The organism is Corallococcus silvisoli, assembly GCF_009909145.1.
Classification (GTDB): Bacteria; Myxococcota; Myxococcia; order Myxococcales; family Myxococcaceae; genus Corallococcus; species Corallococcus silvisoli.
In genome coordinates, this window is sequence record NZ_JAAAPJ010000002.1 from 1 (window position 1) to 15063 (window position 15063).

Here is a 15063-nt window from a genome sequence, read left to right on the forward strand (position 1 = left end):
GCGCATCGCGGCGCCCGCCGAGCACGGTCGTAGTCCGCCTTCAATCCTTCCGGCACGTCGTTGGCCGGACGGTTACCAATTACGCGCTCAGCTCGAAGCCCGGCGCGTCCCCCGCATCATGGGCCGACGCTTTCGCGCCGACCCGGACGGCTACCTCCGAGGCATCGAAGAGGAGCTCAGGCCATATTTGCTGGCGTAGTTTTTTTAGGATGTCACGCTCCTCGCGCAGCACCCGCACCTCGCGCCGCAGGCGCTCAAGCTCGGCGCGCTCATCCGAGGCGGTACTGCTCACCCTCGGAGCTGGTCTGCTCTTTGTTGCTGGGGGCATCACTGCCGCTCCCCTCCAACTGCTTCTTCCAGTCGCGGATGCTCTGCTCGGTGCAGCCGAACTCTCTTGCGAGACTCTTGCCAGACCTGCCGGCCTTCAGCAGTTCGACGACCCGCTCACGGAACTCCGGCGGGTATGGGGGGCGTGACTTCGGCATCGTGGAACCCTTTTCGCACAGCGGGTGGGACTCCACGAAACCGGGGCAACTTCACTCGCCCTCGGACATGGCGCTTCGCCGCTTCCGCCCCGACATTCACACAAACAAATACCATCAAACATCAAGGACCAATAGGACTCCCTAGCAGCTTCGGCATCCGCCCCACAAGCAAAGCGTCCATCGCCTCAACCACACCCAAACCAAAATACCAAGCCCCCTCACCAACAGCAAACACACGCTCATCCTCAGCAATCGCCAAATACGCCTCGCCGTCAAAAACCCTACCCAATGGATAAAGCCCCACGCCAAGAAAAACTTCATACCTGCCAAACAACTTCCTACTCCTAACGGCCACCATCGGATCAACAACAAACGACTGGCGATGACATGTCAGCCCAACCCCGTCCTGCCTAACAACAATGCCTCCAAACTGCCGGAGCGCCCTTTCAGCAGCCGGGAAAATCTTAAACCCCCCCTGCGCCTCCAACATTTCCCTCCAAAGAGCCACTTGATCGCCCACATCACGTCCCTCCACCCAACCAGCAGCAACAAGCCGCGACCTAGCCACACTCGACAAAACACCCATCTCATCCTCCTTATTCCGAAATATACTTAATACCAATAAAATCCAAGACATACTGACAGGAAGAACATGGCACATGCGGCCCGAGATGCATCTCCAGGCCATCAGCATTTGGCCCACGCATCCTGGCTGTACTTATTGTAGACCCAGGAAGCTTGGACTCCTCCCCTGCATCGAAGACCTTGGACAGACAATCAGCCTCACCGCACCTCTTATGATATGGACTCTTCTTTGGCGCCCGATCATACAATGCCTCGACCCTCTCATTAATCTTACGCGGCCGACCCATCGTGCTCATACCAGTATAGACATCCCCTCCTCGAAGCTCCAAGGCAGCAGCCGTCCCAGAGGCCTCGTCATTACCCGCCGCCAACTCACGCTCTCGAACTGCCTTTGCATGATTTTTTGCCGCCAAGGGGGCTTTTGATGGCCTAGGGCTGCGGATTCCGCTTCCCTTCGCGCCCCTTTTCCATGGCGCAAGGTTCACATGACCACGCGGAGAAGTTAGTTCTAGACTACCCCAGGCGTCCTCAACCGCATTGAGCGCCTTCTGTGTCTGTGGACTGACAAGCGGCCCACCTGCATCTTGAGCGGCCAAGACGCTTCCGGCGCCCGCGACAAAAAGCTCAGAGCTCGCCCCCACACCATCCCAAAATCTCTCACACTCCCACCATGCCCCACGACATTCGCCGTACCTCGAAACATCAACACCTGAAACACCAAACACTACCTTATCACCAGTCACCACCCCCGTAGCCTTCACCGATGCGCTAAAGACACCATAAACAAGCAACGCCTCAGAAAAAACAGCACTCGCAGCAATGGCAGGAGAGGCCACTGCACCGATAGACACATTCAACAAAACTGGATCCACCACACTCCGCCGAAAATCAGCATCATTGAGCGCCTCTTCTTCATACCGAGCAGCGCTTATGTAGTTTCCTAGCGCAACTTTCTTGGCTGCGTCGTCCTGAGCTACCAGCAAATCTGCTGTAGCCTTCTCTTGCATAGACTCAGCCAAACACAGCTTCCAGCTTCGATTTCCGTACTTCCTTGAGCACCGCCCGTCAGGATCCGAAAATACAAGCGGACTCCCACGACCATAGAGCCACGGATTGAGTTCTGTGGGGATCGTCAACGATCCTGCCGCGTCCAGAGGATCATTTGACAGGAAACGACCTGTCTTCGTGTCCAACCAGCGCTGCTGGGCATATGTGAGCCCTGCTTCCGAATCCCAGGCGTGTCCGGTGTACCCAAGGCTCGCCTGAGAGGGTGTAGGGGCCGTCTCATTGCGATACGAACCCCAGGCGTCGTACCGGTGCTGGGTGCCCGCTCCTGTCGCAGCGTAGCGCCCCACCGCACTGCCCAATCCATCGTGGGCAATGCGCTCGGCGCCCACAGCCACCGTCATGCCTCCGCCCTGCGTGTAAAGCAGCGCAGGCTGCCCCGCCAAGCGCTCCTCCACCAGCGCGCCTCCAGCCCACTGGTACGTCGACGTCTGCGCTCCCGTCGTCCGTGCCACCCGCAGCCCATCCCAGCCGTACTGGTATTGCGTCGTGACGCTGCCGCCCTCCCCCGCTACTTCGGACGCCAACGTCACCTTCGTCAGCCGTCCCGCTGCGTCCCAGCCATAGTCCTTGCGCGCCCCGCCCCGTTGCTCCGACTTCACCCTTCCCACCAGGTCCGTCACATATGTGGCCAGCCGCTGCTGCGCCGGGTTCGGCTCCAATTCGTTGAAGAGCCCTTCCAGTCCGCCCCTCGCATCCAGCCCATAGCGCCAGTGCCGCTGCGCCACCGCCGTGCTGAATGCCTCCGGCGTCAACCCTCCCGGATACCCGGCCGCGGTCTCCTTCTCCTCCAGCCGCGTCCCGTCCACCGCAAGCCGGTACAGCACCGCCCGCCCATCCTCGTACTTCACCCCCGTCAGCCGGTCCGCCCCGTCATACCCGTACTTCGTCCGCTTCAGCGTCCCCGCCGGAGCATCCCGGTAGTCTTCCGTCAGCCGGTTGCCCCGGGCGTCGTACGTGTACTCGAAGAGACTCTTCAGCCCCGCCGCTGTGGCCAGCGTGTCACAAGCCGCATCCGCGTTCGCATTGAGCACCGCCTTCAGCCGACCGCGCCCCTCGTAGCAGCGGCGCTCCACCAGGCCGCCGCCCTTCACCGACAGCAGCCTCCCGCCTCCGGCCTCCCACTCGAAGTCCGTCGTCCCCGCAGGGCCAATCGTCGAACTCAGCCGCTCCAGCGAGTCATACCCATACGTCACCACTCCCGCCGGAGACGTCACAGTCAGGCGTTGCCCACTGGGCCGGTACGTGTAATCCACCGCATCCGTGCCGCGTGCCTGTCGCGTCAGCAACCGCCGCGCGTCATACGTGTAGACATTCGCCAGGGTCTGCGTTCCTCGCGTCTCCTCCACTCGCCACGGCTGGTCCGCCGCCGTGTATGACAGCGCCACCGCCGTCAACTCCGTGTTCGGCGCGCTCGCAGCCCCGGGCTGGTACGCCACCCGCGACGGACGCCCACGGCCGTCCACCAGCGTCACCACCGTGTCGTGGTTCGCATCCACCTGCGTGGACACGCCCCCACTCCACGTCGTCAGCCACGTCGACGTCCCTCGCGTCCGCTGCACCTGACGCCCCAGGGCGTCATAGGAGAAGGTCTGCGCTGGCGTCGGACTGCCCGTCGGAGGCTTCACCTCCGTCAGCCGCAACAGCCCGTCATAACCATATACAAAGGCACCCACCGCGGGATGCTGCGCCCCCAGCAACTCGCCTCGCGCCCCTCGCGAGTACGTCCACATCTGACTCTCACCGGGACTCTCCGCCCCGTACGTCACCGTCTCCAGCGTCCCGTTCGCGTCGTACGTATAAGTCGTCGCATCCCACGCGCTGGCCTTCCCGTAGCGCGCCAACAACTTCAGGCCTCGCGGACTGTACTCATAGTGCGTCTGTCTTCCATCCGGATGCGTCTGGTCCGTCACGCGCCCCGCGGCGTCATAGCTGTACTGCGTCGTCTCGCCGCCGTAGGACTCCGTCTTCAAAAGGCCATTCACATACGCGTACGTCGTCGCTGGCATCCCTGCCTTCTGCTGCTTCGCCAGTACGCCCGCGGCGTCGTAATCCCAGACGTCCGCATACCCTCCCTGCTTCAGCCACACCACGTTGCCCAGCGAGTCCACTTCCGCCTGCGCACTGCGCGTGTCGCTCTGGACTCCCGCGGTGTCCACGCTCGTCGTCGTCGAGGTGCGCTTCACCCACGCTGTCGTCGTCTCATACCGGTACGACGCGCCCCCCGACGCCCACGTCTCCTTCTGCTCCAACACCCGACCACGGTCGTCCCGCGAGTCATACGTCGTGCCCGCCGTCCACCCCGTCCCCTCCGTCACCACCCGTGACTTCTCCCACGGCCCCTCCCACGCCACCGTCACATCCCGACGGGCCGTTCCGCCCACCACGCTTTCCTTCACCAGGCGGTCGCGCGCGTTGTGGCGCCGCGTCGTCACGATGGAGCCGCCAGCTCCCAGGACCGCCGTCTCCATCGTCTCGTGGGTGTCCGGGAGATAGGCATACGTCCACTCCATTTTCGGCGTCGTTCCATAGGCCGCCACCGTGCGCACCGCCGGCCTCCCCAACCCGTCGTACGTCTGCGTGCTCTCGTAGCCAGGGTGAGGACCGAGCTCCTTCTCCACCCGGCCCACGTTGTCCCGCACGTATGTCTTGGTGAAGTTCTCCGGGTCCTTCACCCGCAGCAGTTGTCCCGCCGCGTCGTAGGTGCTGAGCGTCACCGCCCCCGTCGGAGACACGTGCCGGTACACGTCTCCCCGCTCCGTGTAGCGGTATGTGTCCACCGCCGCGTGGCCGTCCACGTCGCGCCGCGTCTCCAGCACCCGTCCCGCCGTATCCATCAACTGCGTCTGCGTCTCCGTGCGCGGGCCGCTGCCCGTGTCGATGGTGCGCGTCAGCGTCACCAGCCGCGCGGGATCGTCATACGTCCGCGTCTCCACCAGCGACAGCGAGCGGCCATTCGACGTCTGCACGGTGCGCGTCGTGCGCGTCAGCCGCCCCAGCACGTCCGAGTACTCCATCTGCTCCACGAGCCCCAGCTCCGCGTCCTCGACCCGCGTCACCCGGCCTGCCGCGTCGTAGATGCGCTCCTCATGGACCGCGCCGTCCACCCGCTCGCTGTCTGTCTTCCTCGGACGCCCCATCGCATCCAGTCGCGTCAGCGCCAACGCGTGGTTTCCCGTGGCTCCCTGCACCCGGCGCACCACGTTGCCCTGCGCATCCAGCGTCACCGACTCCGTGTCGCCGTCCCCCCAATCCCACGACACCGCTCGGCCCGCTTCGTCGTAGGCCACCTTCGTCTCTCGCTTCAGCGCATCCGTGATGACCGTGGGATGCCCCTCCGCGTCCAGCGTGTACTGCATCTCCGTGACGCCATTGACCGTGACACGAACCAACCGGCCCGCGCTGTCATGGACGTTGACCCGCACGTCGCCCTTCGCATCCGTCGTGCTCTTCAGCTGACCATTCTCATACGCATACGAGGTCGTCACGATGCGCGCGGGGTCCCCCACACGCAGGGACTCACTCATCAACTGCCCGTCCTCGTACGTCATCGTCCGCAGGTGCGCGGACGTCGTGCCGCCCGCCTCCGCATCCGCCTGCGCCAGCGTCTCCGTCACCGTCAGGACCGGCTTGCCCTCCGGCGACTGCGTCTCCGCGTACGCGTATGTCCACTGCTCCGGTGGCGTCCCGGACCGCTCCAGCGTCAGCACCCGCCCCAGCCCGTCGTACGTCCACGCTTCGTAGACGCCCGTCTCCAACTCCTCGGAGCGCAGCACCCGGCCGTACGCGTCGTACGTCACCATCCTCGACAGGATGCCCAACCCCGTGGCCCCCTCCAGCGACGTCACCGTCTTACGCGCCTGGCCCAGGCCGTTGAAGTCGTCATTGCGCACCGTGCGGCCCTGCGCGTCGGTGAAGCGCTTGAGCAGACCGTCCGCGTCGTACTCCGGCGCCTGGAACACCGCCTTCGTGCCCTCGGCGTTGGACAGCTTCAGCTCCGTCAAGTCTCCCGTCGCGTTGCGGGGACTCGTGATGCTCGCCGACCCCAGCCCCACCTTCACCGTCGACGTCGTCGGCAGGCCGAAGCGTGCATCCAGCTCGAAGTGCACGAGCTTCCGGTCCAGCCCCAGGCCCGCCACCGGCAGGCTGTTGTCCGGCCCCTTCGTCAACACGGCGTCCGTCAATTGCAGACTCGCGTCGGACGTCATGTTCATCACGCGCCCGGTGGGCGACTCCGAACGGTCCACCACCACCTTCTGACCCTTCGTGTCGCTGGGCCACTGCTGCTTCGTCTGCCCCGCGGGCGTCTGACTCGTGGACACGTTGTTGGACGTGTTGAGCTGCAAGTCCACCTGTACGTTGTCAGGCCGCGTGACGGAGCGCTTGCCACCCGTGCCGTACGCCATCGTCAGCTTCCCGCCCGCCATCCCCGTCTCCACCACCTCCGACACCACCTCGCGCGTCGACACATGCGGGTGCGGCGCCCGCGGCGACTGCCGCAGGTACCTGGCGGACCACTGCACCGGCCCCACCGCGTCCTCCGTGGCGCCATGGATGATCCGCGCCACGGACAGCTCGTTGAGCGCCGCCCACCGCGCCGTCGCCCCCAGCGACTGGGGCACGGGCTCGTATTCGTAGCTGTAGATGAGGAACGGGCTCCCTGGCCGCCGCGCCGCCCGCGTGAGGTTGCCAACCCCGTCACGCGTGAACGTCGCCGTGTAGGTGCCTCCCATGCCTCCAGCCAGCGTCACGGTCTTCAGCCACTGGAAGCCCTGGCTGCGCACCATCAACCGCAACAGCGGAGAGACGCCGGGCGCCTGCACGTCCACCGGCTCGTAGCCGAAGGCCAGCTGCACCTCTCCCGACTCTCCTCGCCGCGTCGCCGTCGACACCAGGTCCGACGACGGCAGATATGCGAGCGTCGTCCAGCCCTTGCCGTCGGCGCGCCTGTGCGCATCACCGAAGCGCGTGAGCAGCCAGCGGCGCTTGCCCTCGTCCCAGGGGCCCATGGCCCTCCGGTTGAACTCGAAGCGCTCGCCCCGAGGCGTCGTCAGGACGACGGTGTCGCCCTCGGACGCCGCCACCGGCGCATCCACCGTCAGCGTGAAACCGTGCGTGTTGTCCGTCGTGCACGCGCTCGCGTTGCCCCGCGACGCGGGCTCCGACGACGGTGGCGTCACGCAGCCTGGGAAGCCGTAGGCCTGCCCGTTGACGACCACCACGTACCGGCCAAAGCGCTCCTCGCGGACGAAGCCCTCGAAGTTGTGACGCCAGCCCAGGCCCAGCGGTGCGAGCTCGTTGTCCTGGTTGTTGTACGTGCGCGAGAACCCAAAGGCCCCGTTGAGGAACGGCACGGAGAAGTCCTCGTGGGAGAACGACAGGTGCCCGTCCGACGCGCTCACGCCAGACACCGAGGCCTGCCCCACGGCCCGCGCGTTCGCGGCGTTGTAGGAGCCCTCGGGCTTGCCCAGCGCCGTTACCGTCCGTTCGCCGGCAGCGAGGCTCGCCGCGGACTCCAACACCAGGTACACCGGCCGCGCACCCAGTGGACTGCCCGGCATGCTCGCCAGGTCGGACGGCAGCGCCAGTTGGAAGCGCCTCGCCCCCGACGCCGAGGCCTGCGGCGACAGCTGCAGCTGCTCGCGTACGCGGCCACGCTCCGTCTCATCCACGTTGAACGACCCGTCCACCGCGCGTGACAGCAGCGCCTCCTTGAGGAGGTTGCCCATGGACTGCTCACAGCCAGGGGTGCTGCACAGCTTCAGCACTCCCGCGCTGAACTGCTCCGGCTCCACGAAGAAGTTGCTCATCGCCGGGCGGCCCACCGGACGGCCGATGGCCGCCGTGCCATCCGCGGCGTCCGGCTCCACGGCCGCCTCCGCCAGGTACTCCGTCGACGCCGCCAGCACGTCCTTGCGTGACGCGAGCCCGAAGAGATTGAAGCGGTAGAGGACGTTCTCCGCGTTCCCGCTCAGGTACAGCTCCAGGTACAGGATGTCGCTCGCGCTGAGCACCTCCGCCAGGTACTCGCCCCCGCAGTTGGCCACGAGGGTGTGGGCCACTGCGTCCACCTTCAACGGACAGTCGATGCCGAACGCGTCACTGCCCAGGCGCACCCGGTAGTCGCCACTCAGCGTGCCCGCGCGACCCGGGTCCTCCGGCTCCATCAGGTGGGCCAGGAAGTCATACGCCAGGTCGCGCTCCGCCGCGGCCGGCTCCGCCACCTGGGACAGGTCACGCGACGAACCGTCTCCCTTCGCTTCCACGCTCGTCGGCTTCAACCCGAGGATGCGGAACTCGTGCTCGCGCGCCATGTCGTACTGCTCGGACAGCGCACCCTTCGTGTCGTAGCGCTTGAAGACGTTCTTCAGGACCAGGGCCTGCGCCGGCAGCCCCGGCGGGTTCGTTCCCCGCGGGCTCGGCTCCTCGAAGTGCGGCGGTCTCGCCACGTCCTCGGAGGGGCTCACCCAACCGTCGCCGTTCTGGTCGCGCTCCAGCAACCGGCTGCCCACGATGTGCAGGTAGTAGTTCGCGCTCAGCAGGCTGTTGACGGTCTCCGTCTTTCCATCCGCGTTGAGCCTCCGGAGCGCCGCCTCCACGTGCACCGAGTGCTGCCCCGGCGCCACCGGGAAGGTCGTCACCGCGGGCTGCTCCACCGCGCTGCCCGTCACCCGGACGATCTGCCCGGCCAGCGGAGGCACCCCCGGCGGCACGTCGCTCAGCTCCTGGTCATCCTGGAGGCACGAAGCCAACTGGAGGGCCGACGCGGTCGCCGGCAGCTCCGAACAGAACACCTCCAGCGGCACGCCCGCGTCCGCGTCGTCGTCCGTCAGCAGGCCCGGCGCGCACGCGCCGCCGTCCGCCTGGAGCCCGCGCACGCAGGTGCCCCCGTCCGAGCCCCCATCCGGAGCGCCCGCTCCCGGGCCCGCCGCCAGTCGACGCTCCCGACGGACGCGCCAATGGGTCACCACCTGCACGTAGTCGTCGCGCGTCGTCCCGGCGCCGCCCGTGCGGATGAGGTGCTTCTTCGCCGCCTGCGGCACCCCGTCGTCCTGTGCGCGCCGCTGCACCCGCACGTCGATCTCCGGCGGGTACAGGTCCACATCCCCGGGGATGCCCAGCTCCTGCTGCGTGCAGTGGGAGATGGCGAAGGTCTGCGAGCCCTCCTGAATCTGGAGGGGACCGTTCGCGTCCGCCGGACACTTGCCGTCCACCCGGGCGTTGCGGTTGATGGCCGGCACCGTCACCGTCGCCATGCCTGAATAGCCCGTGGCGTGGTTGACGGCGAACACCACCAGCCGGTCTCCTTCCGACAACCGGAGGAAGCCGCTGTTGCTGTCAGTGCACTCGTTCTTCTGGAACAGGCGCTCCTCCGCCGTCCTGGCGCCCTCCACCAGCAACTGCTCGCACCGCATGCGCGTCGCCCGCGAGACGGAGTTCGTCGGCCCCAGCCGCAGCCGCGAGTACTGGCCCTGTGGCACTTCCGGCGGGTTCGCCGGATCCGGACACGCCTGGACCGACGGACGCGTCACCGCGTAGCGCGCCAACGGATGATCCAGGTCCCCTTCACGGAAGAAGTGCACCTCCGTCGTGGCGACGTCGGCCTCGGAGATGCGCAGCACCTCGCCTGTCTGAGGATCCCGCTGGGTCGGTGCCGCGCCCGCGCACACCGCCGGGATCCGCTGCCCGTCCTTGTGCTTGAAGGTGATGCCGCCGTGCAGCAGCCGCACATCCACCAGCACGTCCGCCCGCGTCGCGCCCCCTGGGTACAGCCAGAACATGGGCGAGCAGACGGGGAACGAACCGCCCACGCTGTCGAAGCGCGTGTTGCCCTCCGCGTCCAGCCGCGCCACGAACCGGGGCCCCAGCGGGATGTCCGCGCAGGCGATGCTCTGCGTGTTGGGCGCGGGAACCTGCACGAGCGTGCTGTACTTGCCCGCCTCGCCCGTCTGCGCCGCGGTGTCGTTCACGCTGGTGATGTCCACGCGCACGCCCTGGAAGCGCGCCGCGCCGTGCAGCGGATCCACCTCACCTTCGGAGCTCACCTCCGAGCGTCGCAGGAGCAACGTCGCGCGCTTGGGGATGCCCACGCCGCCATCGACAGGGAGCGGCGTCAACGTCGCCTTCAGCTCGATGGCGCGCGTGTCGAACCGCGTGGCCCCCGTCAGGACGAGCGTCGTCGTCCCGGGCGCCAATGTCACCACCGTGGCCAGCGTCGCTTCACTGGACTGCTGGACCGTCCACGTCGCGCCCGAGCCCGGCGCGAGTGGCGTGCCGTCCGGGGAAACACCCGAGAGGCTCGCGGTGACCATTTCGCCGCCCGGGTCCGCGAGGGCCGCGTTGGCGTCATACCGCGCGACGAAGCCGATGCCCTGCGTGTACGGCAGGTCCACCTCCACCGTCTGTCCGAGCGAAGCCTCCGCGGGCGCCGTCAATTCCAGGCGCGTCTCGTCCTCCGCGGGCGCGCGCACCACGCCCCACGCGTGGGCCGTCCCTCCAGGGAAGGAGTCCATCGCGCTCAGCCCCAGCGGCACGAGGCCCAGCAGCCCCTGGGCATGGGCCTGCGTCAGGATCAAGCCGGCCACTTCCCTCCAGAGCGAGCGCTGCTTCGGCGGGGACGTCCGCAGGCCCAGCCCGCCGTCCGTCGCCCCACCGCCGCCCGTCGTTCCCCCGCCTGACTGGGCCAGCGCGGCCTCCACCTTCAGCTGCTGGGCGGGGGTGATCTCCATGTAGCCGAAGAACTCGAACGAGGACGAAGCCACGGGCCCGTCCGACACCACCGACTTGCGGTCCGTGCTCACGTGGGCGAAGCCGACGCGCTTGAGCGCCAGGCGCCGCTCATCGAACGCGATGAGCACCACCATGCGTCCGGCCGGCAGCTGCGTGTCCTCGGGGAGCGGGAGCGTCAGCGTCACCGGCTTGAGGAACTGCACGCGCTCGGGCCCAAGCTGCCACAGCGCCGCCAGCGATGCCCGGTCCTCCATGGGGACCGGACGGCCATGGGGCGGCAGCTCCGTCACCGTGAGGGTGCCCTCCGCCGAGCCATCCGCGAAGGTCAGGCCCCCCTCGGGCACGTCGAAGCGCAGCGCGCCATGCACGCCGTTGAACGTCAACGCCCCTCCGACCACGCCGTTCACCGGCTGCGCCGAGGCGCCCTCCACCGGGAAGAGCATCAGGGGCCGGTCCTGCGTCTCCTGCTCGGCCGACACGAAGAGCGGGCGACGGACCGTGGGCAACGACCGGCCATCCGAAGTGGCGCCTCCCTCGTAGCGCACCACCACCTGCTGACCGCCGCGAACGCCCATCAGCGCCCAGTTGCCATCCGGCCCCGTGCGCGTCGACTGGCCTGCCTGCCCCACCACCTCCACGCGCACGCCGGACAGCGGGAACTGGCGTTCGTCCAGCACCACGCCGCGCACCACCGTCAACGGACGGCGGACGGTGAACTCGCTGGCGAACGCCGTGGACTGATCCGGCCCCGTCGCCGCCTGCGCATCCTTGACGCTGACATAGATGCGCTCCCCAGCCGGGAGTGCCTCGCGCGCGACGAACGTCACCGTCTGCCCGCCGGGCGCCACCGAGTAGCCCCCCTGGAGCTTCTCGCCCCGCGCCCGCACCTCGAAGTGGCTGGCCACGGTGGCCGCGTCCACCGGCTTGTTGAAGGACACGCTCACGAGCGCGTCCGTCTCCACTCCCGTCGCCCCTGGCGCCGGAGCCACGCCGGACACCGCCAGCGGCTCATGCTCCACGTCGCGGTAGCGCACCCCGACGCTCGCCCGGCTGGACATGCCGTTGGCGTCCGTCGCCACCACTTCGATGGTGTTCGGGCCCAGGGCCAGCGCCACCTTCAGCGCGTACACCCCTGGAGACACGAGCGTGGCCGGGAGCGAACCGATGGCCACCGTCACGGGCGCCGTCCCACCGCTCACCTGGACGCGTACGTCGATCTGATCCGAGTCCGCCTCGGTCCCATCCGCTGGTGTGAGCACGGTCACCTGCGGCGGCACGCTGGCGATGTTCAGCACCTGGTTGAGCACGCGACGGTTTCCGGCGAGGTCCTCCGCCACGATTTCAATGGTGTTCGCCCCCACCTGGAGCGGCACCGGCACCGCGAAGCTGCCAGCCACCAGGGTCACGGGCACGCCCGCCACCGTCACACGTGACAGGTGCGCATCACCCGCGGTCCCCTTCAGCAGGTACGGGCTCTGCGTCACCGTCGCGGGGTTCGTCGCAGGGGCTGTGATGTCGAGCCAGGGCCGCGTTCGATCCACGGACACCTCGCGCACCGCCGAGGCCACCCGCCCCCGCGCGTCCGTCACCTCGACCGTCAAGGTCTGGGGCCCTTCCAGAAGCCCGACGGAGGCGCTGAAGTACCGCGCCGCCACCGTCGCGGCGAAGCCATTGACCGTCACCTGGAGCGGCAGCTCACCGCCCTCGACCTGGCCCGTCACCGCGAAGCGGGAGCCCCCCAACACCGCGCCCTCGTCGGGCGCCGTGACCACCAGCCTCGGAGCGGGCTGCGGCTCCGGAGCGCCCGCATCCAGTTCGAACGGAGGCCCCGCGTCAGCGCCCGTGGAACCACCGTCCTGCGGGCCCTGCGCCCCGCCATCCTGCGAGGGCTGCGTGCCCGCATCCTGACCGGGAGGCACGCCCGCGTCGCCGCCCCTGGGCATCCGGAGGAGCTGAAGCGTCCTTTGAACGCTCGCCCCACCCCTGTCCGTCACCCGGATGACGACGGTCCGCGCTCCGACCTCGACCGCGAGGACATGGGCGAAGGTCCCGTCGGCGTGGACGACCACCGGGCTCCCATCCACCGTCACCACCGGCGTGTCGGTGGGGTCGGGAACAGAGGCTTCACCGCGAACCGTGACGCTGCTCTCCGTGAAGACGTAGCCGTCTGGCGGGTCCGTCACGATGAGCGTGGGCAGTGCCATGGCGCGCGTCACCGTGCGCGAAAGAGATGTGACGTTGCCCGCGGCGTCCGTCGCGATGAGGGTCAGCGTGTTGACGCCCGCCGCGAGCGCGGCCTGCGTGGAGAAGGCCCCCTGCGCGTCGGGGGTCACCGGAATGCCAGCCACCGTCAGCGTCACGGGGGTCGCGTCCGCCACCATCCCCGAGACCGTCACCTCGGCGGTGCTCACGACTGCGTTGTCCAACGGGGTATCCACCGCCAGGACCGGAGGAGACGTGTCGCGGTGGAGCTGCACCGGGAGCGTCCCCGTGCTTCCCAGGTTGTCGTACGCCACCACCTGAAAGACGTTGCTGCCCTCCGTCAGCGACACGGTGGTACGCCAGTTCCCATCCTCTCCATGGACGAAGGAGGTCTCCCCCACCTTCACATCCCCCACGGTCTCGTCGTCCGCCACATGGACGACCAGCTCCACGGAGGTTTGATTCGTCACCGTGCCGTTGATGGGGGACACCAGTGTCAGCACCGGAGGTGGATTGATGGTGAAGCGGATCAGTTGGACGTTGTAGTTGTACGCGGCGTCACGGGCCACGATGTACAGCGTGTGGGGACCGAGGGCGGTCACCACCATGCCGTTGCTGAATTCGCCAGAGTCCAGGCTGACGATGAACGCCTCGATATAGGGACTGGTGACCTCCACCGTGATGGTCACCGGACCGGGATACATCTGCTGATCCGCGACGCCCGTGACCACCACGGTGGGGGGCTCGGTGCGAATGGCGAAGTGGATCCGCTTCAGCGCGACGCGCCCCTGGGCATCCTCCGCCCTGACAAGCAGGTCGTAGTCGTCCTGAAGCGAAACCGGGTCTCCGCTCTGGAGAGGCAGACCATTCAAGATGGCGGTGGTGACGACAGGCGCCGCTCCTCCAGTCGCGCTGAAGACAGGGGTCACCGGTCCCCTGGTGACAAGCCCCTCGGAGACACCGCTGATCTCGAGCACCGGGGACTCGCTGTCCAGCACGACCGGCCGGCACTCGCGGCGGGTGTTGCCACAGCTGTCATGGATGGTGGTGGTGACAGCGTTGATGCCTTCGGTGAGGGCCATCTCGAACTGGAAGCCGTCATGCCCCACGAGCCCCGCGGTCTGTCCATTGACCGTGACATCCTTCGTATCGATGCCAAACCGGCCGGAGAAGTGGGCGGGCGATGACGTGAAATACGCGCCCGGCTCTGGCTCGTACAGCATCAGGGAGGGGGGAATCGCGTCCGCGTCGAACACGGCCACCCGGGCGCTGCCGCCGCTGCTTCCCTGCACCTCCAGCCTCAGGGTGTTGTTGGCCTGAAGCGGGACGGCCGCGGCGAACGTCCGCCGTTCGGCCACGGGAACATTCGCGAGCAGATCCACGCCATTGAGCAGCACCTGAGCCGTGGTGTCCTCGCCCACCAGGTCCACCATCACGATGCCGAGCGTCTCCGAGCTCTTCCAGTCGAAGGAATCCTCCTTCAGGGGATCGCTGACCACCTGCGCCACGAGATTCGACAGGACGCACGGCAGGTTGGTCAGCGCCGCGACCGAGGCCCGGACCTCTCCGCTTCCAGTGGCTGACACCGTCAGGAGGCTGGGCGCGCCCAGCACCACCCGGCGCACCGCGAGGGGCGTGCCGGGAGCAAGCGTCAGCACCGCCTCGCCATCCAAGGTGACCTGCGCGGTCTGCACGCCATTCAGGCCCTGACCGTCGCCGTTCTGGACCACGAGCAGGACCTGCTCCCCCGCCGCGCCGGGAATCTGCGCGCTGCCCTGGGTGCCGCCCGAGACCACCAGGGTGCCGCCGCGCCACGACGTATTCGTCGACACCGGCTCCACCGACGAACACGCCTGGGCGAGCGCCGGAGTGAGCGGCGCCCGGGACACGAACACAGGCGCCGCTGGCGCCACCGGTGCGTCCTGCTTCTTGCTGCAACCCGCCACCACCGTCAGCGCCAGGGCTCCCCAAAGCCACGCGCGTCGCATCCCCCTGC

Annotated in this window: 2 protein-coding genes and 2 pseudogenes; 1 reads left to right on the top strand and 3 read right to left on the bottom strand. The window is 67.7% G+C overall.

From position 1 onward, the window contains the following. A pseudogene (locus tag GTY96_RS37500) lies at positions 1 to 199 on the top strand (ISNCY family transposase); the annotation flags it as partial. On the opposite strand, the pseudogene GTY96_RS05935 reads toward GTY96_RS37500, so the two are convergent. The 3 genes and pseudogenes from GTY96_RS05935 to GTY96_RS05945 form a co-directional block, all read right to left on the bottom strand. After that, a pseudogene (locus GTY96_RS05935) lies at positions 196 to 485 on the bottom strand (transposase); the annotation flags it as partial. The pseudogenes GTY96_RS37500 and GTY96_RS05935 sit on opposite strands and share 4 nt — an antisense overlap. A gap of 121 nt (positions 486 to 606) precedes the next feature. Continuing rightward, positions 607 to 1071: an SUKH-3 domain-containing protein gene (locus GTY96_RS05940; RefSeq protein WP_161664155.1), complete on the bottom strand. Its 465-nt coding sequence runs from the start codon at positions 1069 to 1071 to the stop codon at positions 607 to 609. 10 nt (positions 1072 to 1081) lie between these two features. Then, positions 1082 to 15055 carry an RHS repeat-associated core domain-containing protein gene (locus GTY96_RS05945; protein WP_161664156.1) on the bottom strand — a complete coding sequence of 4658 codons (13974 nt, stop codon included), beginning with the start codon at positions 15053 to 15055 and terminating at the stop codon, positions 1082 to 1084. Positions 15056 to 15063 lie beyond the last annotated feature (8 nt).

Bases quoted from the DNA above. Each gene is read 5' to 3' on its own strand.
- GTY96_RS05945 (WP_161664156.1), bottom strand. From the start codon at position 15,055: ATGCGACGCGCGTGGCTTTGGGGAGCCCTGGCGCTGACGGTGGTGGCG.
- GTY96_RS05940 (WP_161664155.1), bottom strand. From the start codon at position 1,071: ATGGGTGTTTTGTCGAGTGTGGCTAGGTCGCGGCTTGTTGCTGCTGGT.